The following is a 22180-nucleotide window of genomic DNA, read 5'->3' on the forward strand; positions in this document are numbered from 1 at the left end:
ACAGGGACCTTTGTCCGTCAGGAGTGAAGAAGTTATGGCGACACCGGCGAATGCAAGCACGAACATTGTACTTCGATTAGAAATTGATAAAGGAAAAACTACCTTCGGTAAAATTGCTACGGCAATCGGAGATGCCGGCGGGGATATTGTAGCCGTCGACGTGAACCGTGCCGGGAAGGCGACGACGATCCGTGATATAACGGTAAACATTACCGAAACGCTGCACAGCGAGCTAATCGTTAATGTGTTGAATAAGCTGGACGGAGTGAAGGTGCTGCAGGTATCGGACCAAACCTTCTTGGTGCATTTGGGCGGGAAGATCGAGGTCACTCCGAAAATGATGATCAAAACGCGCGATGATTTATCGAAGGTGTATACCCCGGGTGTAGCCCGTGTTTGCATGGCGATCCATGAGGACCCGTCGAAAGCGCACACGCTGACCATTAAGCGGAACACGGTTGCCGTTATATCGGACGGGACAGCGGTGCTCGGGCTCGGCCATATCGGACCGATGGCGGCGATGCCGGTAATGGAAGGGAAAGCGATGCTGTTTAAGCAGCTCGCAGGCGTCGATGCATTCCCGATTTGCTTGGATACGACGGATACGGAAGAAATTATTCGCACGATCAAGCTGCTTGCGCCCGCGTTCGGCGGCATTAATTTGGAGGACATTTCGTCCCCGCGCTGCTTTGAAATTGAACAGCGGCTGATCGAAGAGCTGGATATTCCGGTGTTCCATGATGATCAGCACGGCACGGCAGTAGTAATGCTTGCGGGCATCTACAATGCGCTGAAGGTTGTGGGCAAGCAGCTTGCCGATTGCAAGATTGTCCTGTGCGGAGTTGGAGCCGCCGGTATCGCCTGCACGAAGATATTGCTCGCGGCGGGAGCGCGCAATATTGTCGGGGTCGACCGCGCAGGCGCTCTGGTGCGAGGGCAGTCTTACGCTCACGATGCGTGGAATTGGTACGCGGAGCATACGAATCCGAACCGGGAGACGGGGGCGCTGTCGGACGTCATTAGCGGAGCCGACATTTTTATCGGTGTGTCCGGTCCAGGCTTGCTGAAGGTAGAGGACGTGAAAAAGATGGCTGAGGATGCCATCGTATTCGCCATGGCCAATCCGACGCCGGAAATCTCGCCGGAGGATGCAGAGGGTCACGTACGCGTGATGGCTACGGGTCGGTCGGATTACCCGAACCAAATTAATAACGTGCTTTGCTTCCCGGGCTTATTCCGCGGCGTGCTGGACTGCCGGGCTTCGCGGATTACGGAAGAGATGAAGCTGGCTGCGGCAAGCGCCATTGCTTCCGTCGTTTCGGATGAAGAACTGAACGAATATTACATTATCCCGAGTGTCTTTAATTCCGCGGTAGCGGACAAGGTGCGCGATGCGGTCATCCAGGCGGCTTATGAGAGCGGCGTGGCGCGGCGCAGATCGAATGGATAGTTAGAGCAGTGAAACGAAAAGGACGTCTCCCATGCTTCGGCGTGAACTGCAGGCACACACAAGTGAAATGGTGTGCCTGCGGTCCTTTGTCGAAAGGGCGGAGACGTCCTTATTTTTGTTTGGGATTAGCGAGGTCTATCGGTTCCTGCACAATTGGGTAGGATTCGTCACACCGTCGTGCCTGATGGCTGGGCACTCACAAATTCATCCATTACCTTGGCGAATCGCTGCATGCCGAGAATCATTCGCTCCCGGTCGGTATGGGTGAAATTCAAGCGGATCGTGTTCCACTTCGGCTGCCCGATATAAAACGGCGCACCCGGCACAAACGCGACGCCTTCCTCCACGCAGCGCTTCAGCAGCGGCTCGCAGTGGATCGACTCCGGCAGCTCCAGCCACAGGAACATGCCGCCCTTCGGCTCGTTCCACGTGACGCCCGGCCAGCTGTGCTCCTTCAGGATGCTGACCATCAGCTGCATCCGCTCGCGGTACTGCTCGCGAATGAGGCCGATGTGGGCATCCAGATCAAATTCGTTAAGCAGGTGATACAGCGCCTGCTGATCGAGCGAGCTGGAGTGCAGGTCGGACGCCTGCTTCGCCCGCGCCATCATTTGAATAACCGGCGTACAGCCAATGACCCAGCCGGTGCGCAGCGCCGGGACGACCGTCTTCGAGAAGGTGCTCGTGTACACGACATTGGACTGGTCCAGCGGTCCGGCCAAGGTTACGATCGGCGGGAACGACTCTGCCGGGTCAAACTGGATATCGCCGTACGGATCGTCTTCGAGCACGAGCGCTTGGTGCTGCTGTGTCAACCGCACAAGCGCCAGCCTCCGCTCCTTGCTCCACACTTTCCCTGTCGGGTTGGAGAAGGTCGGCGTCGTATAAACGAGCTTCGGGCGGTGCTCCTTCAGCTTTGCTTCCAAATCGTCCGGCAGCATGCCATCCGCATCGCTGGCTACAGGAACTACATTGGCCTGGTAGGAGTGCAGCACCTGAAGCGCCGCCAAATAGGTGGGGTTGTCCACAAGCACGGTGTCGCCAGGATCTAAAATAACCCGGCAGAGCAAATCAATCGCCTGCTGCGAGCCGGTTGTGACGAGCATCTGGGCCGGTGTGGCTGCGATTCCCTTGCGGGTGATCCGCTCGCACATCTTTTCGCGGAAGCCCATATGGCCTTCCGTCAAATTATATTGAAGCGCCGCGGGTCCCTGTTCAAAAACGCGGTTATACGCCTGCTTCGCCGCTTCAATGGGAAATAGCTCTTCCGCTGGCAGTCCGCCGGCAAAGGAGATGACCGACTTCCCCTGAGTCAGCTTTAAAATTTCTCTTACGGCTGACGATGTCAGACCTTCTGTTGCTTTCGAAAATGGTATATTCATCGGGCGGATGCCTCCTTGGCTGTTACACCGTTTTGCAAATATTGTTACCCATTTTATCCTAAATTTCGTCCGGTTCCAATCTTTGTTTACGGCTTTGTTGATAGAGACATCCTATAAAGGTAATAGTTTTTATATCTTTGTAAAATGGCAAGCTTTATGATAAAAATAAAGCTAGTGTGTACAAAGCTGCGGAAGGAGTTTTTACAATATGTCAGACGTGAAAAAAATTGCAGTACTCCCGGGCGACGGGATCGGACCTGAGGTAGTCGCTGAAGCGGAAAAGGTATTGAAGCGTACGGAGGAGCTGTTTGGCTACCGTTTTGAAACGGCTCACGCCCTGTTCGGCGGGATCGCTATTGACGAGAAAGGTACTCCGCTGCCGCAGGATACGCTGGAGCTTTGCAAAGGCGCAGACGCAGTTCTTCTCGGTGCGGTTGGCGGACCGAAGTGGGATAACAATTCGAAGGAGCTTCGTCCGGAAACCGGTCTTCTCGGCATCCGTAAAGAGCTCGGCTTGTTCTCGAACATCCGTCCTGCAGTAATCTTCGACTGCTTGAAGGATGCATCGACATTGAAGCCAGAAGTTTTGGAAGGTACAGATCTGATTGTCGTACGTGAATTGACAGGCGGCATTTATTTCGGCGAGAAATTCCGCCGCGAGGGTGCGAACGGTCAAGAAGCGGTCGACACTTGTGTATATAATGTAAACGAAGTGGAGCGCATTGTGCGCCAAGCGTTTGAAATTGCGCAGAAGCGCAGCAAGAGACTAGCTTCCGTCGACAAGGCAAACGTTCTCGAAACGTCCCGCCTGTGGCGCGAAACGGTAAACCGCATTGCACCGGATTATCCGGATGTTGAGCTGGAGCACATCCTTGTCGACAACTGCGCAATGCAGCTGCTGCGCCGTCCAAGCAGCTTCGACGTTATCGTCACCGAGAATATGTTCGGCGACATCCTCAGCGATGAAGCGGCGATGCTGACCGGCTCGATCGGTATGCTTTCCTCCGCGTCGCTGGGCGAAGGCAGCTTCGGCTTGTACGAGCCGGTACACGGCTCCGCACCGGATATTGCCGGACAAGGCATCGCGAACCCGATCGCGACGATCCTGTCTGTTGCTCTGATGTTCCGCTTGACGTTCGGATATTCCGATGCGGCCGACTCGATCGAGCGCGCAGTGAAGAACGTTCTGGATGCGGGACACCGCACAGGCGACATCGCTACAGACAAGAGCAAGGCGATCGGCACAACGGCAATGGGCGATCTGATCGTTGCCGCAGTGAGCAAATAAAGTAACAAAGCGTAAAGCTGCTCCAGGCCTATCATGGCTGGGCAGCTTTTTTTGCGTTTTCCATAGGGGCTGCTTAAATACAGGTTGAATTGACTTTGATTTTACGGAATGATACGATTTGTATGGAAAAAACTACATACGAACTCTCACGTCCTACAACAAGAACCATTTTGATAGGAGGAGAATGAAATGGCTGATCGTTTGGTTGGAAAGAAAGCGCCGGACTTTACGATGGAAACCGCACTCGGCAATGGCAAGGATTTTGGCAGGGTGTCTCTTTCCGATTACCGGGGCAAGTGGCTGGTCTTATTTTTTTATCCGCTCGACTTTACGTTTGTATGCCCGACGGAAATTATCGCGTTCAGCGACCAGATGGAGCTTTTTGACGACCTAGATTGTGAAATTCTCGGCGTTTCGACGGACAGCAAATTCTCCCACCGCGCATGGATCAACACTCCGCGCGACCAGAATGGACTTGGTACGCTGAATTACCCGCTTGCTTCCGATATTCACAAGACGGCGGCCCGCGACTACGGCGTATTGATTGAAGAAGAAGGCATTTCGCTGCGCGGTCTGTTTATTATCGACCCGGAAGGCGAGCTGAAATATCAGGTAGTTACTCATAATGATATCGGACGCAGCGTGGATGAAACGATCCGTGTTCTTCAAGCGCTGCAATCCGGCGGACTTTGTGCGGCGAATTGGAAGCCGGGCCAGCAATTTGTGACCGCAAGGTAATTGGAATGTCGACGACCCTCCTTTGTCCTGCAAGCTCGTAAGGGCGTGCGGGGGAACGGGGGTTTTTTGATAACCTACAGCGAAAGGGGAATTCGCCATGCCAATGGGCTTACGGGCAAAGCTGCCGGGCTTTGAAGGAGCTTCGGAGTGGATCAACGGTCAGGTCAACAAAGAGGAGCTGAAAGGAAAACCGGTGCTTGTCCATTTTTGGGCGGTCAGCTGTTATATGTGCAAAGAGGGCATGCCGCAGCTGAAGGAATGGCCGCAAAAATACGGCGAGCTCTACGGTCTGCAGGTCGTCGGCGTTCATATGCCAAGGTCCGAAAAGGATACCGATGTTGAAGCGGTTAAAGCCGTTATCGCGCAATATGGGCTGGAGTACCCTGTGCTGGTTGATAATGCGCACAGCGTAACGGATGCTTTTGAAAACGAGTATGTACCGGCTTTTTATTTGTTTGACGGAGAGCATCAGCTTCGTTTCTTTGGAGCAGGAGAGAAAGCAATTGGCATGGTTGAACAGCGGATACACAAAGTTTTAGGCCCGAAGAGAGCCTAAGCGCAGCCGCATTGATTATAAACGTATAATGGTGGAGGGAAAATTCATGAACGTACCAGCTGAACTGAAATACACCGAAGAGCATGAGTGGGCGAAGGTTGAGGGCAATACCGTAACGATCGGCATCACAGAGTTTGCACAAAATGAGCTGGGAGACATCGTGTTCGTTGAGCTTCCGCAACTCGGAGATACGCTGCAGGTTGGCGAGCCTTTCGGCAGTGTGGAATCCGTAAAAACCGTATCCGAGCTGTATTCCCCGGTCTCGGGCAAGGTAATCAAGATCAACGAAGGCTTAAGCGGTTCTCCAGAAAAGGTAAATGAAGCTCCATACGGCGAAGGCTGGATGATTCAAGTAGAGCTGTCCGATCCGTCTGAGGTTGAAAAGCTTTGGTCGGCGGACAAATACAAAGAAACGTACAGCGAATAGTCGCTCTACTTTTTTTGAATAACACCAGCGCATAACGAATACGATAAAAACGCCGGAGAAAGAGCACAAACTCGGACCCGGCGTTTTACATTATAAAGGGGATGAGTGCGATCGAACATTCAACTTCACTAACTTCTCTCATGATCGTTGTCATCATCGCATTTTTGGTGCCGATCCTGCTTCACCGCTTTAATATGCGGTTTATACCTGTCGTCGTGGCCGAGATTGTCGTTGGTCTCATCATCGGAAAAAGCGGCTTCCATCTCGTGAGCGAGGACCCATACCTCGAGCTTTTGTCCTTGTTCGGGTTTATTTATTTGATGTTTTTGAGCGGGGTGGAAATTGACTTTTCGCGGTTCCGCCCGAGTCCGGGAAAGGCTGACGTAAACAGCTATAACCCGCTTGCGGTTTCGTTGGTTATATTCAGTGGCGTCGTCATACTTTCTCTGCTGTTTGGCTTCATCTTAATGTGGATCGGCGTTGTGAAGGAGCCTTATTTAACGGCACTTATTATTTCCACCGTTTCGCTTGGCGTCGTACTTCCTGTATTAAAAGAACGACGTTTAACGGAAACGCCGATCGGGCAAACGATACTGCTCGTTACCGTACTGCTTGATTTCGTGACGATGATTTTTCTTGCGGTGTACATAAGCTTTCAATCGCAAAACCTGCACAATGTGCTTTTTATCGGAGCGCTGTTTGTCGTCGCCTTCGCGGTGTACATGATTATGCGCAGGTATCAGGGATTTCCTGTGTTTAAGGTGCTGCGTACGGGGACCGTACAGATCGGGACCAGAGCGGTGTTCGCCCTGATTCTGCTCTTTGTAGTTCTCGCCCAGTCCTTCGGTGTAGAAATGATTCTTGGGGCGTTTCTGGCGGGGCTGCTGGTTTCGCTGGCAGCGCCCAATAAAGAATTCGTCCATAAGCTCGATAGCTTTGGCTACGGCTTTCTCATTCCGATCTTCTTTGTGATGGTCGGCGTGAATATGGAGCTGCAAAAGCTGTTTACGGCGGAAAGCATTATTGTCATTCCGCTGCTTCTTTTCTTCATATATATATCCAAACTCGTCCCGATTTTAGTACTGAAAAAATGGCACACCTGGCGAGAAACGCTTGGCTCCGGAGTGCTGGTCGCTTCCACATTAAGCTTGGTGATCGCGGCCACCACAGTAGCTAAGGAATTTGGGTTTATTACGGAGCAGCTGAGCGGCGCATTTATTTTGGTGGCGGTAATGACCTGCCTGATTTCTCCGATCCTGTTCGCAAAATTGTTTCCTAAAGAGGAGCACCGCCGCACCCGTGTAGGGATTGTAGGCGCAAATCATATGACGATGCCGGTTTCTCTCGACCTGCAGAAGGAAGGCTATGAGGTCTGTTTGTTTACGAGCCAGCCGGAAAATGATCATGCTGAAGGGGAAGAAATTCGTGCCTCCCGTTATCCCATGAAACAGGTGCCAAATTTGGAAGTGGGCACATTAGAAGAGTATGGACTTTTCCAAAGCGATGTCATTGTGCTTGGTTCGACAAACGATAAGCTGAACATTATGCTTGCGGAATATGCCGAGAGTCTTGGCAAGGAGCGTATCGTCGTACGCGTAGAGGATCCGGATCTATTTGACTTTATGGATAAAGAGAAGTTCAGTGTCATTTCAACGCTGTACGCCTCTCGGGCGCTGATGAAGGGCATTATTGAAGCGCCGAGCGCCGTGCGGTTAATTGTGGATGAAGGGGAAAGCCTGCATGAGGTTCTCATCGGCAATCCGCGATATGACGACGAGTCGCTGCGCAAGCTGCCGTTCCTCGGCGACGCGCTCATCATGCGGATTTATCGCGGCGAATCGTTTCTTATCCCCCATGGGAATACACAGCTTCGCCTTGGCGACCGGCTGTTAGTGAGCGGTCAGCCGGAGCAGATCGCAAGAATGAAGCAAGAGCTGGAGTAGCGGTTGCCCTCGTAAGCCGTATAATCCCGTCGTGCTTTGAGACAATAGGTACGGTAAGGATTCGCATTCTTACTGGAGGTGAAGGAAGCATGACAAAGCCAAAAGCAAAAGGGCATGTCGAATTTCACCAGCCTGTCGTGCAACTAGCGGCAGACTTGCCTCAGGATGAAGAGATGCGTGAGCACCTCGATGAAATGAAGGCAAACGACGGGTATCCCGGATCCTGCGGCATTATCGGGAAAAACACCTCGAAGTAACCGTGGCAAAGCAAGCTTGCTTCCCGATGGTCTAGCTAGCGCAAGAACAAAACAGCAAAGCCCCTGCATCTCCTTAGGGAGACCTGCAGGGGCTTTGCTGTTTTGCTGTATGGTTTGCGTTAGGAACGACGAACGAGCTTTTTATATTTTTCCATATATTTAACGGCTGTAAGTACATAAGTGGCGTGCGACCAAGTAAGCGGAGCAACGGAGACCGGGCTTCCGTCGAACGGGTCGACCTGCTCCGACAGAACGCCGCTTTCCATCGTATGGTTCACGACCCACTGCAGCGTTGCATAAGGCTTTTGCAAATCTTCAACTGTTTTTGCAATTTCAATGTCATGCTCCGCCATCCACAGCGTACAAATGATCCACGGGTTCCCCGGAATATTATCAACGTCCGAAGAACGCTGGAAGTAGTAGTCGTGGAAGTAGCGGGCAATGCCGCCGACGTCCGTTTTGATGCGCAGCCCTTCCTTAATCGCGTTCATCGTGCTGATGACACGCGGATCATCGGCAGGCAGCACGCCAAATTCGAACAGCCCGTAGATGCTCGCTTCCAGCGTCATATCCTTGACCCAGACGCCGTCCTTCTTATATAAGCCCCTTGCGAAGCGGCCGGATTCTTCGTCCCACAGATGGCGCAGGATGCCTTCCTTAATCCGCTCCGCATGCCCCGCATAACGGCGGCACCGCTCGTCATCGCCGAACAGCTTGGCGAAATTGGAAGCAGCCATCATCCCGCCATACACAGCTGATGCCGTAAAGGTATAGATCCCGTAGCGCTCCTCCCACAAATCGTAGCTTGGCTTCGGCAGGCTCAGCTCCTCGTCTACGTAAGTGTATAGGAAGCGGTTCGCTCTGCGGATCAAATCCGGATAAAGCGACTGCGGCAGCTCGATTTGCTCATGCTTCACATAATCCTGCCACAGGGCGAATAACACAAGCGCCGTTTCGTCCTCTTGGATCGGCAGCTGCTCGCGGCCCTGATGCAAATACGGATGCCAGGAGGAGCCGACTGTGCCGTCCGGATTGTATTTATGTTGCAAATAGCCGTCTTCCGTAATCGCGCGGGCGCAAAAATGGAAAAAGGGCACGATTGTTCCGTGATAACCGGCCATCGTCATGGCATAAGCCACAAGCGCGCCGTCGCGCGGCCACATATAGCTGTAATGATCGCGGTTGTACTGCATAATGTCCGTGTCGTTGGCGGCAATAATAGCGCCGTTTTCATCCACCTGCGTGCGCACGATTAAGAGACTAAGCTTAAACAGCTTAATCATTTCCGGGGTTAGGTCGGCATAATCGCGTTCCGACTTATTGACCCAGCGCTGCCAGTAAATTTTTACACGGTCGAGCAAATGGCCCGGTCCGCTTTCGCGCACGTACTGATTTAAAGCGTACACCTCATCCAATGAATGTCCGGCCGTCATCCAATAATTGTAGGAAGCTTCGCCGTGCGCCGGGATGGTATGCTGGACACCTATCGTACTGTCCACGGAGCCCTGGGCAATCGGGTTGCCCATAAGGTGGCCGTCCTCGGCGTCACGCCAGGTGCCTTCCGCTTGATGGAATCGCTTGACCCCTGTGGAAAACTGGGTAATGCCTTTGGACTCGGAGCAGGCGTCAAACATGAAATAAGAGTCTTTTTTGTAATGGAATACGGTGTTGTTCTTCGGGTAATAAGCGGCGGTATCGCCGACCTCGGTTTCATTAATCAACAGATCCTGGTGGAAAAAGAGGCGTACCTCTCTAGGCTGAGCGTCATGATTGACGACAGTAACACGGCGCAGAAAAATACAATCACGCTGGTGAACGCCGTCATTAATGTGAAGCGTCAGTCCAAGCTCATGGTTTTGCGCGGTTACTTCCGTGACAAGAGAGTCTTCTGTATACGCAAGGCGAAACGCCCAGCTGCCGTCCTGAAGCCAGGAGAACCGTCCGTCCACCCAGACGCCGAAGCGGCACCAAAAGCCGCCGACATGGTTCAACTGGCCGACAAACGGGAAGTAAATATCCCGGATGTAGCAATTCCGGTCTAAATTGATCAGCATTTTTCCGTTTCCGACCACTAATTGTCTAGGCAAACCTCTCCACATCCTTACCGAAAAGTTTTTTATAAGCGATTTAATGTCTACGTTATTTTAACCTTTCCAGAAAGCCCTTGTTTTACTAATTGAATTGAAGAGGATTGTTCTCGGGCTACGCCTTCACCGGTTTGGTACGAATGATTTCCATCAAAAAATCGTATTTGTTGTCTGATTCGGCGAGCTTTCGGAATTGATTTTCCGGAACGGAGGGACAGACGGAGGCTTCTCCCGTATGATAGTGGACAATGACGGAAGACGTTTCAGCATCATAGCTGACGCAAGCGATTTGCTTGCTGCCGATAGGAATCATTTCCATGGTCACGCACCTCTTCTCATGTAGTGGCTTGCGCAAGGCTTACTAACCCAAAAGATATGCGGTTCCAGCTCGTCATATGTAAGTGGCGGAGAAGGCTGCTGCTAAAATTTGAAAAAAGGAATTTTGCCGTTCAGCATCGAATACGTTTTTGTCAAAAGAGACAACGAATCTATCGTGGAACGCGTCGCCCTGACAGGGAAAAGCGAGGAGGTCGTGCATATGAGTTTTTGTTGCGGAGCAAGTATGATCGGTACGAAAGGAACGGTCAAGCATGACCGGACGCAGATCCACAATGTTCCGTTGTTGTTTTGTCCGGTATGTCACCGGATTGAGGTGCATTATTGGATCGAGAAGGAATACGAGATCCTGTTGGAATATGCGCAAGCGGATGAAGCGTCGGAAGTGGACTTTGAGGAATTCGTGGAGCTTTCAGATGATGATGAAATGTACGAGAACTGCGTAAACCACGATGATGAGGATCCGCTTCGGGTCGTCAAGGATCAAATTGATATGGCGCTCGATTTGCTGGCGGTGGCGAAGCAGATGAGCGACGAGGACTGGTACGAGGAGTTGAAAGTTCGGCTCCGGGTTCTGAGTCAGCGCAAGGAAAAGCTGCTTCGCAAGAAAGCGAAAAAATCGTACCGGTTTTAGCAGCCGGGTTTCTATGGGCGGAGGTTCTCCGCTCTTTTTTTAATGATTAGAAAGCACAGGGCTTCTGCGGGGCTGAAGGTCTTCTTATCGTTGCGATTATACCGGCTTATCGGTAGACCATTCTAGAACATTTTTCACAAAATGTTAAAAAACTTGAAAATGGCTTGTCCGATATCGCAACTTTCGTTATTATTTTACAGTCAAAAGTAGGTGGGAAGACCCCCGCATTGCGCTTCGCGCAAGCGAATCTTATAGATGTGAGGTGGAACGGTGCTACTGGTCCTGTTCAAAAAATTTATCGGCAAACGCGACGCTGCCGGCGCGGGCGGTTCTGCCGATTCTCCGGAGAGCCTCATCGCTCGCATTCAAGAAGGCGATATGAAGCTGCGCAATCGATTTATTGCGGAATATCAGCCTTATGTAGCCAAGGTGACAAGCCGTTTTTGCAAACGATATATTGATCCAGCCAGAGACGATGAATTCAGCATTGCGTTAGCGGCTTTTAACGAAGCGATTAATCAATTTTCCGCTGAAGGAGGCAGATCGTTTCTCGGCTTTGCCGAAACGGTTATCCGCCGCAGATTGATCGATTATGTCCGCAAGGAGCAGCGCTTTACCGGTCAAACGCCGATGAGCTCGTTTGAAGTGGAGGACGAGGAAGATAACGTTGTGAATCCGGTCGAAGTTCAGGAGGCGGTAAGCCGGTATGAAAAGGATCAAACGGCCGAGGCGCGGAGAAGTGAAATCCTCGATTTCACCCGCTGTTTATCCGAATTTGGGATTAGCTTCGAAGACCTGATTTCCGTGTCGCCCAAGCATAGCGATTCACGCGAGAGCTTGTTTCAAATCGCTCATACGCTCGCATCGTCGGCTCCATTAATGCGGCAGCTGCTCGGAACGAAGATGCTTCCGATCAAGGAGCTGCTCGAGAACGTGGAGGTATCGCGCAAAACGTTGGAACGCAACCGCAAATATATCATAGCGACGGCCTTAATTTATTTCGGCCCGTACCCATACTTAAAGGAATATTTACAAATGCCAGGATCCCAGGCTGAAAGGAGTGACACGGATGAATAAAGGGATCGTGATGGACATTCAGGGCAGCGAGCTGATCGTGATGACACCGGAGGGTATGTTTCTCAAAGTGCCCCGGGCAGGCCGGATCTGCGAAATCGGTGAAGAAATTGTATTTAGCCCTGCTGCAAACCGGATTCGACCGCTTGTGATGCGATGGGGAGCAGTTGCCGCCGCGGCGATCGTCATGTGCATCGTGCTGCTGAACGGCTTACCGGGCATGCATAAGGGGAGCTTTACTGTTGTCGCTTATGTGGCAATGGATATTAACCCCAGTGTTGAACTCGGTATTAACGAAAGTAAGGATGTCGTTGAAGCTCAAGGGTTGAATAAGGACGGTATTGAGCTGCTTCAACAGGTTAACATTGAAGGCCAAAAGCTGGAGGAAGCCGCGGCATTAATTATGGAGCAAGCCGAGAAAACCGTACTAAAGGATCAAGAGGATGCAAACATCGTGATTACCAGCACACTGATTAACGACCAAGTGAAGCTGAGCGAATCGGAAATTGTGTCCAGCGTCAAAACGAAGGTTTCCAAGGTCATTCAAGAGCATCACCCGGCTGCACCGGAAAAGCTAGTCGTCACCGCATTGGAAGCTCCTGCGGAAATCCGCGAGGAAGCGATTGTGCAGGGGGTTTCGGCAGGCAAGCTGATGATTTACTTAAAGGCTAAGGATGAAGGAGTTCCGGTAACGATTGAAGAATTCCAGGGCCGCTCGGTCAATGAGGTAGCCAAGGAATACGAAGGCATCGGCAAGCTGCTGTCCTCGGGACCGAAGCTGACGCGGGAAATGGTGAAGCAGCTGTTGGAGGAAGAAAAGAACGGCGAGCTGGATAAGAAGGTAGAGAAGGCGAAATCCGAGGGGAAATCGTCGGGGAAAAACAATAGCGAGAATAAAAAGGTGGAGAAAGTAGAAACCGTCCGCCCGGTTGATACGAGGGAAAGCACGAAGAAAGAAAACACGTCCGAAAAGGATGAGAAGAAAAACGAGAAACCAAATGCGAATTCCAATGGAAATTCAAATGGAAATTCAAATGGGAAACCGGCTTCGAATTCGAATTCCAACTCGCGAAATCATTCGCCGTCCGGCGGTAATAACAGCACCAAGCAGGACGACAGGGACGACGATGAGGATAAGGACGACAAAAAGAACCAAAACAGGGGAGAAAACGGAAACAAAAAAGAGGACAACGACCGGGATCGAAATGCAGGGAATTCGCCGGTCGTTTCCCCTGACGAGATAAAGGAAGGGCTTGAAAAAGCGAAGGAAAAGGTCGAGGAAAAGCTCAAAGAGTCAAAAGAGAAAATGGAAGAAGCGAAGGAAAAAGCAGAAGAAGCGAAGGAAAAGCTTAAAGAAAAGATCGAAGAAAAGATCGAAAAAAAGCAGGAAGAGAAAGGGAAAGACAATGAGAACCAAAAGGGCGGCGAGGGAATCCCTTCTTGGCTTAATACAAAGGAAAAGAATTAAGGATCCTTTTGCGGCGTTCGTGCGTACAAGCACGGGCGCTTTTTTTCATTTTGTGGACATTTGGCTGAATTGAAGTTGAAATTTTTCTGGTGGGAAGGACTTTGATTATTTTATGTCGAAAGTGTGAAGCGGAAATGAAAGTCAGTAAAACGAACCTGCGATAAGTTGTTAGCCCATGAAGTTGACTCATTCAGTCAATCCCTTATAATGAATACTAGGCTGACACTACAAAGACAGGGCGCTTGGACTTCCAAGCGCCCAACTATTTCTCCTGAAGGAGATTTTACGATGTCAGAAATGTTAAAGTCGGAGCAAGTAGTAGTTTTAGGACAATCGCAAAGACAAGGCGAGCTGTATGAGCAGGCCGTTCGGGATTTGAACGCGGTCATTTCCGTGAAGAACAAATACGAGCATATTTTACAGCACATGGATACCTGTGTTTTCTTAGTGGACCAGGCCGGTTTTGTTTCCTTCGTAAATATTCCGATGGCGAAGCTGCTTAAGGTTTCAAGGGCGCTGCTTACCGGCTGCGATTTGAAGACGCTGCTGCGCCATCCGTTGATTCCCCGGTCCAGACGGAAATTAATTTACCGTGTTTATATCGAAATGTTTCAGCGACGACGTACATATTATGAGTTCAGCGACTCGGACAATAGGCATTATTTGGTGACGGTTACATACCCAGACGAGCTGGACGGCGATTACTTAATCAGTGTAAAAGACGTAACCGATTTTCGCAGAATCGAGCAGTCTGCGTACCGTAACGATAAGCTGGCTATGCTGGGCAAAATTGCAGCGGCCATTGCTCATGAAATCCGTAATCCGCTGACTTCGGTTCGGGGCTTTATTCAGCTGCTCCAGCCTTATCTGGCGAAGGTAGGCAAAGAGGAGTACGGCAATGTCATCGTACAGGAAATTGACCGCGCGAATGAAATCATTCATGAATTTTTAAATTCCTCCAAGCCCTCTGCCCCGGTAATTGTAGATACGGATGTCACCTCGCTGCTTAAAGAAGTGATACTGCTGACGGAAAGCTCGGCGCTGCTGGCCGGCTGTGAAATTCGCTTGGAGCATGCCGATGAGGCTTTGCTGCGCGTGGATGCCAAGCAGATTAAGCAGGTGCTGCTGAACGTAGTGAAGAATGCGGTGGAGGCTATCAAGGGCTCGGATAACGATGGAAGAGGAATTGTGCGGATTACATGCCATAAAGCCGGATCGTACGCACAAATTTCTGTTCAGGATAACGGCAGGGGAATGGATGCGGTGACGCAGTCCCGATTGTTTGATCCATTTTTTACGACGAAGGAAGAAGGAACCGGGCTTGGCCTTGCGGTCTGCTACCGGATCATCAAGAACCACTCGGGTTTTGTTCAGGTGGAAAGCGAGCCGGGGATGGGAACGACCATTTTGGTGGTGCTCCCGCTAAAACCAAGATAGTGGTGCAGGAGGGAACCTCTTATGCGATATACGGAGTTTGGAAAAACAGGCTGGAAAACATCGGCGCTAGGCTTCGGCGCGATGAATTTGCCGGGGGTGCCTCTGGAGCAGGCGAGAGAAACACTGCATTATGCACTGGATCAGGGCATTAACTATATCGATACCGCTGCAGGCTACCGCAACAGCGAAGAAATATTAGGAGAATGTATCTCGGGGCGCAGGGATGAATACTTTCTGGCGACCAAGACGAATAAGCGGGATTACGCTTCCGCGAAAGAAGAAATCGAGCGCAGCTTGAAACGGATGAAAACAGACCGAATCGATCTGCTGCAAATCCACTATGTGAATTATCCCGATGAAATGAAGAAGATCATGAGTGAGGATGGAGCGTACCGTGCGGCTCTGGAAATGAAGGAGAAGGGCTATGTGCGCTTTATCGGCATTACCGGCCATCGCCCGGAGCTGCTGGCGCGCTGGATTCAAAAATGGCAATTTGATCAGGTGCTGTTTCATTTGAGCTTGGTGCAGCCGTTTGCGCTGGATGAGCTAATTCCGGCGGCGACGCGGCTTGGGATGGGCAAAACGGCGATGAAGCCGTTGTCGGGCGGCTTTGTCCAGCCGGTAGAAAAGGCGATTCGTTATCCGTACAGCCAGGACGTACATACGACGATTTCCGGAATGGTAAGCATCGACGAAGTAAAGATGAACTTGGCCGCAATGGAGCGGGAGGTCGAAGCGGAGGAGCGCGCGGAGCTTGAGCAGCTTGCCGGGGATTTGTCCGTGCACGACTGCAGGCGCTGCAATTACTGCTCCTGTCCGGTCGGCATCGCCATTCCGGATGTGATGATTTCCAGTGTCATTCGCGATAAGCTGGGCTTGCTGCCGAAGGGCATGGCATTCTTTGAGAAAAATAAGGAAAAGATACTGGCATGCGCCGAACACGAGCCTTGCCGAGACACGCCGCTGTGCGAGCAGAAGTGCCCGTACCAGCTTCCGATGCAGCGCGTGATTCAGGAGGCAGCTTCGTTTTACGGCTAAAAACGGTTGGCGGTGATGATATGACGACGGAATGGACTTGGAGAACCGGCGCCTTGTGCGGCGTCGATGCTTTACCACTGGAGCGCATAGAGGACGCGGAAGCGCGCTATGCGCTTCTTTTGCTGAGCGGGGGCGGCGCCGTGCCGGAGGCGGTACAGGCGCTGCTGCCCGCAGAGCTTGCCGCTGCGCTGCAGGAGGATGCAGCGGCGGCGGGGCGGTTCCGCGGCGAGCTTGGCGAGACGCGGGGGTATTCGGTGTATGGCGGAGGCGCGCTCCGCTATGTGGTGGTTGCGGGGGTGCGCAAGGCCGGCGTTAGGGCGGCCGATGCGCTTCGCTTGGCGGCAGCCGCGGCCGTTCGGGCGGCGGTGCGCGAGGGGCTTCGCGAGGTCCGCGTAGCGTGGACCGCGGATGCGGTTGGCGCAGCCGCAGGCGGCGCGGACGCGCGCAGCGCGAGCATTGGCGCGGGAGCGGAGCGCGTGGGCGGCGCGAGTGCGCGGGCAGGCGCGGCGGTACGCGGCGCCTTTGGCCCCGGCGGGGCCAGCCCGGCTGCAGGCGCAGGCGGCGTCCCGCTGTCTGCGGCGGAGGCCGCTTACGCTGCAGCCGAAGGCGCCCTGCTGGGCGCGTACGCGCCGGCCGCCTACAAGAAGGATAGCGCCCCCCGCAGCTTTGCGCTGCGGGAGCTGCGCATCCTTCTTGGCGGCGCGGACCGCGATGACGCCGTCGCCGCAGACGCGGCCGTACAGCGTGCGCTTGTCGCCGCCGATGCCACAAACTACGCCCGCGATCTAACGAATCTGCCGGGCAATTTCTTGACGCCGGCTCTGCTCAGCGTCGAGGCTCAGCGGATCGCCGAGCAATATTCCGCAGCAGGCCTGCACTGCGAGGTGCTGGAGCGGCCCCAGCTGGAGAAGCTCGGCATGGGCGGTCTGCTCGAGGTGGGCAAAGGCAGCGTTAACGATCCGGTGATGATCGTAATGAAATATCAAGGACTGGCCGAGTGGAAGGAGCCGCTCGGACTGGTCGGTAAGGGCATTACCTTTGACACCGGCGGCATTTCCTTGAAAAAGGGCCCCGGAATGGAAGAAATGGTCAGCGACATGGGCGGAGCAGCGGTGCTGCTTGGTGTAATGGCTGCTGCGGCCGAACGGCGCCTGCCGGTCAACCTGATCTGCGTCATCCCGGCAGCGGAGAACATGCCTTCCGGCGAAGCATACAAGCCCGGCGATGTGATCACGACCTACAGCGGTCGTACCGTCGAGGTGCTAAACACCGACGCCGAAGGACGCATCGTGCTCGCCGATGGTATGACCTATGCCAAGGAGCTTGGCGCGGTGCAGCTTATCGACGTAGCGACGCTAACGGGCGCCGTGCTGATCGCACTGTCCGATGTGGCGACCGCCGCCGTCGGCAACGATCAAAGGCTCATATCGGGGCTGCTCGAATCAGCCGAGGAAGCCGGCGAACGCCTATGGCAGCTGCCTTCCTACCCGGAATACTGGGAGAAGCTGAACAGCCGCATCGCCGATGTGAAAAACGCAACCAGCCCGGACAAATGGGCCGGGGCAATTATGGGCGGGCTGTTCATCGGAACCTTCGCGGACGACACGCCCTGGGTGCACCTAGATACCGGCGGCACGGCCTGGCTCTGGAGCGAACGCGGTGTCGATCCTGTCGGCGGCACAGGCTCCATGGTTCGAACATTAATTCGCTATGTAGAGAAACCGGACCACATCGCCCGGTAGAAAACTATAGTTGATCTATTAGAGGAGCTGCAGCAAATGCACTCCTCTTTTTTATGTTTACTTAGTTGGTGGAGGTTGGAAAACGACTTCTTTATATCATTTTTCGACGAATATTGCTATAATTCGAACTGTGTTATGTCGAAAATTGTAGAATTGAGAACGTGAACAATATAACTATTGGAGTAAATGATATGAAGAATTTCAACAAAGGCTTCACCTTAAAGTTTTTATTCACAACCACGATGTTTGTTTCATTTATTCTAACCTTATTCATTTGTGCCATTATTGGGTATCGAAGTGAAATGGCTTCACTCATTAAAAACTCGCTTGATCATAATCAGATCCATGCCAACAAGCTGGCGGCAACCGCAGACGTCTTGTTAATTTCAGCGAAGCGTTCGTTAGCGATCGTCTCCAAGAGTGTTGGTGAAGGAGACTCCGCCAATGATTTGCAAAGCAAGCTGGACTTAGCCATGGCAGGGAACAATGTATACAACTCCGTGTTTATAACGGATAACGAAGGGGTCATTACCCAAAGCTCACCGAATAGTCTTGGTGTGGTTGGACGGAAGCTGACGAGCGAGGGAGCCCTACAATCGATCGAAAGCAAAAAACCGCTCATCTCTGATCCCTATATAGGAACAACCGGACGGCTGCTTGTCCTCATTTCCCATCCTATTTTTGACGAAAAGGGGACGTATAAAGGCTTTGTCGGAGGCAATATTTACCTAAGGGGAAAGAACATCTTTGAAACGCTGTTAAGCAACCAAATGCCGATTGAACATGGCTCCTATCTTTATGTTGTTTCAAAATCGGGAGAATTGATCTTTCATCCCGACGAGTCCAGATTAGGGCAAAATGTGCTTGAAAATGCTGCCGTTCAAGAGGTTGTTCATTCCAAAAAAGGAGCCATTCGAATCAAGAATACTGCGGGCGTGGACATGTTAGCCGGATATTCTCCTGTTGATTCAGCGGGATGGGGAATTGTCTTCCAAACGCCGACGCAGGAGCTGTTAACCTCAGCAATTAATCTTGTTTTTGATATGTTTCTGCTGTCCAGTCCTTTTATTTTGTTATGGATGGTATTGTGTTATTGGGTTATTGGGGTCATTTCAAAACCGTTATACGACCTTGCTCAGTTCGCGCGCAGGCTGTATGGGCAAGATCAGGAACGCGAGCCTCTGTTTCCAAGTAAGCACAAATTAAACTATGAAGCGAATGAACTGTATAGAACCTTTTCGAAAGCTGTAACTTCCATGCAAAGCCACATCAATGAGCTCTCTTTCGAAGCAACGAAGGATCCTTTGACGGGTTTGGAAAATAGAAGAACAATGGAGATGCTGCTGCAAGAGTGGATCAAAAATCAGGTTCCATTTAGCTATATCATCATTGATATCGATCATTTTAAATCTGTCAATGATACGTTTGGGCACCAAAAAGGGGATGAGGTGTTAAAGTTTCTCGCGGACAAGCTGAAGGAGCTCACACGCGCTGAAGATATTTGCTGCCGTTTCGGCGGAGAGGAATTTGTGATCCTATCCCCGCAAGCAAATTCTTCGGAGTCTTACCGCATGGCGGAGAGATTAAGGCTGGAAATGGAAAACACGGTGTGTCCAATCGGAAAATCGATTACGGTTTCCATCGGTATCGCGTCATCACCCAAGGATGGATTGGTCCTGCCGGAGATTAAGGATAAGGCAGACCAAGCGTTATACTCTTCGAAGAATAATGGAAGAAATCAAGTAACCGTCTTTCGTTGATGGGTACAAGAGCAAATAGATAGTACTGCTTGAAACAAAAGCGACCAGCCCCAGTTACGGAGTGGTCGCTTTTTTTTGTTTATCGCCTGCTTAACCGGCAGGGAAGGCAGACATTTTCGCAATCGCGTGTTATGCCTGCATTTGTTTGGAGGAAGCCCCGGCACCGCTTGAGATTGAACCGCGCTTCAGCCGGACAACGGCCGCCAGATCCTCGAGGCGAACCACAAATTGCGTTGCTTCGGTCACGGGAACAGGCAGCGCGGAGCTGCGCTCCTTGATTGGCTTCAGTTGAATGCCCACCCAGCCTTTTTTACGTGGATGTGCCACAAGATCATAAGCAAGCACGCTGATGGGAGTTCCGCTGCCGCTAATAACCGTTTTTTGCAGGTAGAGGTCCTCCACGGGAAAGTACAACCTGCTTTTATTCCAGTAGATTGCCTTCGGATCGAAAGTGATCGTCATTAGCCCATCTTCTGCAGATGCAGTAAAGGTGAAACGGTGATCCCTGTCCGGCTTAATATATTGGTTGGAAGGGATGTCCGGCAAAAATGGAACTAAAAATACTAAAAACAAGCTGGCCGCGTATACAAGGGTCGGCGATTCATTGTTCACCGCTAAGCCCAGCAGTACGATGAAAATGACCGTTCCGGCTATTCCAATCCAAAAATTAGTACGAGACATCATATTATACCCCTTACGTAAAAGTTCGGTTTCCATTATGATTATGCTATTGTATTGTAGCATATCGCCCAAAGGAGCGGAACCTTTCATGATTTCCATCCCTGCCTTCAAGAAGGCAACCAAAATGTCCCCATCCCTCACCCGCAAAGCGATGTACGCGAGCACCTATGAGGGAATGACCGCACTGATCGTGATGAACACGTTAGGCGGTCCTTTTTTAACCGGTTATCTGCTGCTTCTAGGCGCGAACTCCCAACAAATCGGGTTCGTGCTGGCGATTCAGCCTTTGGCGAATACACTGCAAATCGTGGCTGCTTTTGTCATGCAGAAGCTGAACAATCGGAAGCTCGCACTCACGGTTCTTGGGGGCTTGCACCGTGCGCTTTGGGTTGCAACGGGGCTTATCCCGCTGCTGCTTCCGCAAACCTGGTGGATCGCTTCATACATTGCGCTTTACAGCTTATCGTTTGTGCTGGCATCCGGCAATGCCGTGATCTGGTCATCCTTGATTTCGGATACGGTGCCAACCAGGCTGCGGGGCCGGTACTTTGGCATTCGCAACGCGCTTTCTTGGGCGGCGGGCAGTGCGTTCCTGCTGATCGCAGGACAGATTATGGATCATTTTCCGGACATGAAGGGCTTTTCAATATTATTTATGATTGCGGCGGTAGCGACCGTACTCAATATTCACGGATACATGCTTTATGCGAACCCGCCTTTTGAAAAATCGCAGCAGGCGAGTCCTTGGAGCATGCTGCTGACTCCGTTTAAAGACAAGCTTTTTATCGGAGCCTCGCTTTACTTGTCCCTATTCATTTTTGTGCAAAATATCGCGATTCCTTTGTTCTCTTACGTGATGCTGGACATCATGAAAATCAGCTACAGCTGGGTATCGATTTTGACGACGGTTCAAATGCTTACGATGATGGTCGCCTACTACGTATGGGGCAATTGGAATGCAAAATACAGCAGCCGTACGCTGCTATATTGGACACTGCCGGTGTTGGCGCTCTCCTGCCTCGTCTGGGGACTTAACGCGGTCATGCCTGCTCTTGTCATGCTGGTTGCAGCGCATATTTTTCTGGGCTTCGGGCTCGGAGGCTACCAGCTGCTTTCCTTCAATTATATTATCGGAGATACGCCGAAGTCGGAGCGACCGATGTATATCGCGGTGTTTTCCGCATTGACCGGTCTAACCGGCTTTCTCGGCCCGATGGCAGGCGGCGCGATCTACGCGGCTGCGGTCGACTGGCCGTACTGGATGCAATCGTTTGGCATCGCGGCTATTGTGGGCTTCCTGCTGCTGCTGATCGCTTTGCTCGGCAGGGCGGTACTATTTCGCAAGTAGTAATGAATAGATCCTAGGGTTCAAGATTGAGCCTATAGGATCTTTTTTTATTATCAATGTAAATTCGGTGGCAAAACAATGTGTAAAAGGCGTGTGTCTTATCTAAAACGTCAACAGCTTCCACAGCCACTTAATAAAATGATGGACCACCGGTGTAATAGTGTTGCATCGAAGAATGTGCAACATTTTCTGGATTGGTTTCGTTATAGGGACAGCATTACCGATATCAAAAATCGGATTTTCAGCTTATTCTTTTAGTTCATTTATTCAAAAGGAGGTTTGGATATGGTTGCTTGGCTTAATCTTGGCAGCCTCGTGCTAGGAGCAATCGCATGGCTTCTCCCAGCTATTAATATATCTAGATATAGTAAGCGTTCTGAGAACTGGGTTACTCTTGCTATGGTGAGCATAAGTGCTTGTTCCATTTCGCTGTTTTTCCAAATTTATAGCTTTTACGAACGTGTAAGGTCCGAGGATTGGTCCGCTCTTATGGATACAGTAAGTGTTATCGCAACTGTTCCGGCAATTTTGCTC

19 protein-coding genes are annotated in these 22180 nt (G+C 51.5%); 15 read left to right on the forward strand and 4 right to left on the reverse strand.

From position 1 onward, the window contains the following. The first annotated feature begins 34 nt into the window (after positions 1-34). On the forward strand, positions 35-1450 hold the full coding sequence (locus GQS10_RS09250) for an NAD-dependent malic enzyme (RefSeq protein ID WP_166241292.1): 1416 nt from the start codon (positions 35-37) through the stop codon (positions 1448-1450). Between the two features lie 167 nt (positions 1451-1617). On the opposite strand, the gene GQS10_RS09255 is transcribed toward GQS10_RS09250, so the two are convergent. Further along, positions 1618-2832 (reverse strand): aminotransferase-like domain-containing protein, encoded by a 1215-nt coding sequence (locus GQS10_RS09255; RefSeq protein ID WP_166241294.1) that lies wholly within the window; start codon positions 2830-2832, stop codon positions 1618-1620. A 208-nt stretch (positions 2833-3040) separates the two neighbouring features. On the opposite strand from GQS10_RS09255, the gene leuB reads away from it, so the two are divergent. The 6 genes from leuB to GQS10_RS09285 all read left to right on the forward strand — a co-directional run bounded on the left by leuB (position 3041) and on the right by GQS10_RS09285 (position 8041). After that, complete coding sequence (gene leuB / locus GQS10_RS09260) at positions 3041-4120, forward strand: 3-isopropylmalate dehydrogenase (protein WP_166241296.1); 1080 nt, start codon at positions 3041-3043, stop codon at positions 4118-4120. Positions 4121-4309: 189 nt separating this feature from the next. After that, positions 4310-4858 (forward strand): peroxiredoxin, encoded by a 549-nt coding sequence (locus tag GQS10_RS09265; protein WP_166241298.1) that lies wholly within the window; start codon positions 4310-4312, stop codon positions 4856-4858. A 103-nt stretch (positions 4859-4961) separates the two neighbouring features. After that, positions 4962-5414, forward strand: a complete 453-nt coding sequence (locus GQS10_RS09270; RefSeq protein ID WP_166241459.1) for a redoxin domain-containing protein — start codon at positions 4962-4964, stop codon at positions 5412-5414. A 46-nt stretch (positions 5415-5460) separates the two neighbouring features. Further along, entirely contained in the window at positions 5461-5841 is a 381-nt protein-coding gene (gcvH, locus tag GQS10_RS09275) for a glycine cleavage system protein GcvH (RefSeq protein ID WP_166241300.1), read from the forward strand. Positions 5842-5942: 101 nt separating this feature from the next. Next, positions 5943-7784, forward strand: a complete 1842-nt coding sequence (locus tag GQS10_RS09280; RefSeq protein ID WP_166241302.1) for a monovalent cation:proton antiporter family protein — start codon at positions 5943-5945, stop codon at positions 7782-7784. A gap of 89 nt (positions 7785-7873) precedes the next feature. Continuing rightward, positions 7874-8041: a hypothetical protein gene (locus GQS10_RS09285; RefSeq protein WP_166241304.1), complete on the forward strand. Its 168-nt coding sequence runs from the start codon at positions 7874-7876 to the stop codon at positions 8039-8041. Between the two features lie 119 nt (positions 8042-8160). Here the strand turns inward: GQS10_RS09285 and GQS10_RS09290 are convergent, their stop codons facing one another. Then, positions 8161-10128, reverse strand: coding sequence for a glycoside hydrolase family 15 protein (locus GQS10_RS09290; protein ID WP_166241306.1), 1968 nt, complete (start codon positions 10126-10128; stop codon positions 8161-8163). 115 nt (positions 10129-10243) lie between these two features. Further along, positions 10244-10447, reverse strand: coding sequence for a KTSC domain-containing protein (locus tag GQS10_RS09295; protein ID WP_166241308.1), 204 nt, complete (start codon positions 10445-10447; stop codon positions 10244-10246). A 219-nt stretch (positions 10448-10666) separates the two neighbouring features. Here GQS10_RS09295 and GQS10_RS09300 point away from each other — a divergent pair, with 219 nt between their 5' ends. From GQS10_RS09300 to GQS10_RS09330, 7 genes are all read left to right on the forward strand, one after another. Beyond that, positions 10667-11098 carry a hypothetical protein gene (locus GQS10_RS09300; protein WP_166241310.1) on the forward strand — a complete coding sequence of 144 codons (432 nt, stop codon included), beginning with the start codon at positions 10667-10669 and terminating at the stop codon, positions 11096-11098. A gap of 270 nt (positions 11099-11368) precedes the next feature. Beyond that, positions 11369-12175 carry an RNA polymerase sigma factor SigI gene (sigI, locus tag GQS10_RS09305; protein WP_166241312.1) on the forward strand — a complete coding sequence of 269 codons (807 nt, stop codon included), beginning with the start codon at positions 11369-11371 and terminating at the stop codon, positions 12173-12175. Further along, positions 12168-13640 (forward strand): anti-sigma factor domain-containing protein, encoded by a 1473-nt coding sequence (locus GQS10_RS09310; RefSeq protein ID WP_166241314.1) that lies wholly within the window; start codon positions 12168-12170, stop codon positions 13638-13640. Before sigI ends, GQS10_RS09310 begins: the two co-directional genes overlap by 8 nt. Before the next feature lie 288 nt (positions 13641-13928). Beyond that, positions 13929-15077 (forward strand): ATP-binding protein, encoded by a 1149-nt coding sequence (locus GQS10_RS09315; RefSeq protein ID WP_166241316.1) that lies wholly within the window; start codon positions 13929-13931, stop codon positions 15075-15077. 21 nt (positions 15078-15098) lie between these two features. Further along, positions 15099-16115, forward strand: a complete 1017-nt coding sequence (locus GQS10_RS09320) for an aldo/keto reductase (RefSeq protein WP_166241318.1) — start codon at positions 15099-15101, stop codon at positions 16113-16115. Next, positions 16007-17857 (forward strand): leucyl aminopeptidase, encoded by a 1851-nt coding sequence (locus GQS10_RS09325; protein WP_243735067.1) that lies wholly within the window; start codon positions 16007-16009, stop codon positions 17855-17857. Before GQS10_RS09320 ends, GQS10_RS09325 begins: the two co-directional genes overlap by 109 nt. A 191-nt stretch (positions 17858-18048) precedes the next feature. Further along, positions 18049-19617, forward strand: coding sequence for a sensor domain-containing diguanylate cyclase (locus tag GQS10_RS09330; RefSeq protein ID WP_166241320.1), 1569 nt, complete (start codon positions 18049-18051; stop codon positions 19615-19617). Positions 19618-19746: 129 nt separating this feature from the next. Here the strand turns inward: GQS10_RS09330 and GQS10_RS09335 are convergent, their stop codons facing one another. After that, positions 19747-20298 (reverse strand): hypothetical protein, encoded by a 552-nt coding sequence (locus GQS10_RS09335; protein ID WP_166241322.1) that lies wholly within the window; start codon positions 20296-20298, stop codon positions 19747-19749. 88 nt (positions 20299-20386) lie between these two features. Between GQS10_RS09335 and GQS10_RS09340 the strand changes: the two genes are divergently transcribed. Beyond that, the gene (locus GQS10_RS09340; RefSeq protein ID WP_207952203.1) at positions 20387-21646 is read left to right on the forward strand and encodes an MFS transporter; all 1260 of its coding nucleotides are present in this window, start codon (positions 20387-20389) and stop codon (positions 21644-21646) included. Positions 21647-22180: the final 534 nt, after the last annotated feature.

Origin of the sequence: Paenibacillus turpanensis (assembly GCF_011421635.1) — a bacterium.
In the GTDB taxonomy this organism is placed as follows: domain Bacteria; phylum Bacillota; class Bacilli; order Paenibacillales; family YIM-B00363; genus Paenibacillus_AK; species Paenibacillus_AK turpanensis.

Coding starts and splice junctions, on each gene's coding strand:
- GQS10_RS09300 (WP_166241310.1), top strand. CDS start 10,667: ATGAGTTTTTGTTGCGGAGCAAGTATGATCGGTACGAAAGGAACGGTC.
- GQS10_RS09310 (WP_166241314.1), top strand. CDS start 12,168: ATGAATAAAGGGATCGTGATGGACATTCAGGGCAGCGAGCTGATCGTG.
- GQS10_RS09295 (WP_166241308.1), bottom strand. CDS start 10,447: ATGGAAATGATTCCTATCGGCAGCAAGCAAATCGCTTGCGTCAGCTAT.
- gcvH (WP_166241300.1), top strand. CDS start 5,461: ATGAACGTACCAGCTGAACTGAAATACACCGAAGAGCATGAGTGGGCG.
- GQS10_RS09320 (WP_166241318.1), top strand. CDS start 15,099: ATGCGATATACGGAGTTTGGAAAAACAGGCTGGAAAACATCGGCGCTA.
- GQS10_RS09255 (WP_166241294.1), bottom strand. CDS start 2,832: ATGAATATACCATTTTCGAAAGCAACAGAAGGTCTGACATCGTCAGCC.
- GQS10_RS09285 (WP_166241304.1), top strand. CDS start 7,874: ATGACAAAGCCAAAAGCAAAAGGGCATGTCGAATTTCACCAGCCTGTC.
- leuB (WP_166241296.1), top strand. CDS start 3,041: ATGTCAGACGTGAAAAAAATTGCAGTACTCCCGGGCGACGGGATCGGA.
- GQS10_RS09265 (WP_166241298.1), top strand. CDS start 4,310: ATGGCTGATCGTTTGGTTGGAAAGAAAGCGCCGGACTTTACGATGGAA.
- GQS10_RS09340 (WP_207952203.1), top strand. CDS start 20,387: ATGATTTCCATCCCTGCCTTCAAGAAGGCAACCAAAATGTCCCCATCC.
- GQS10_RS09335 (WP_166241322.1), bottom strand. CDS start 20,298: ATGTCTCGTACTAATTTTTGGATTGGAATAGCCGGAACGGTCATTTTC.
- GQS10_RS09280 (WP_166241302.1), top strand. CDS start 5,943: ATGAGTGCGATCGAACATTCAACTTCACTAACTTCTCTCATGATCGTT.
- GQS10_RS09250 (WP_166241292.1), top strand. CDS start 35: ATGGCGACACCGGCGAATGCAAGCACGAACATTGTACTTCGATTAGAA.
- GQS10_RS09330 (WP_166241320.1), top strand. CDS start 18,049: ATGAAGAATTTCAACAAAGGCTTCACCTTAAAGTTTTTATTCACAACC.
- GQS10_RS09270 (WP_166241459.1), top strand. CDS start 4,962: ATGGGCTTACGGGCAAAGCTGCCGGGCTTTGAAGGAGCTTCGGAGTGG.
- GQS10_RS09325 (WP_243735067.1), top strand. CDS start 16,007: ATGCGCCGAACACGAGCCTTGCCGAGACACGCCGCTGTGCGAGCAGAA.
- GQS10_RS09315 (WP_166241316.1), top strand. CDS start 13,929: ATGTCAGAAATGTTAAAGTCGGAGCAAGTAGTAGTTTTAGGACAATCG.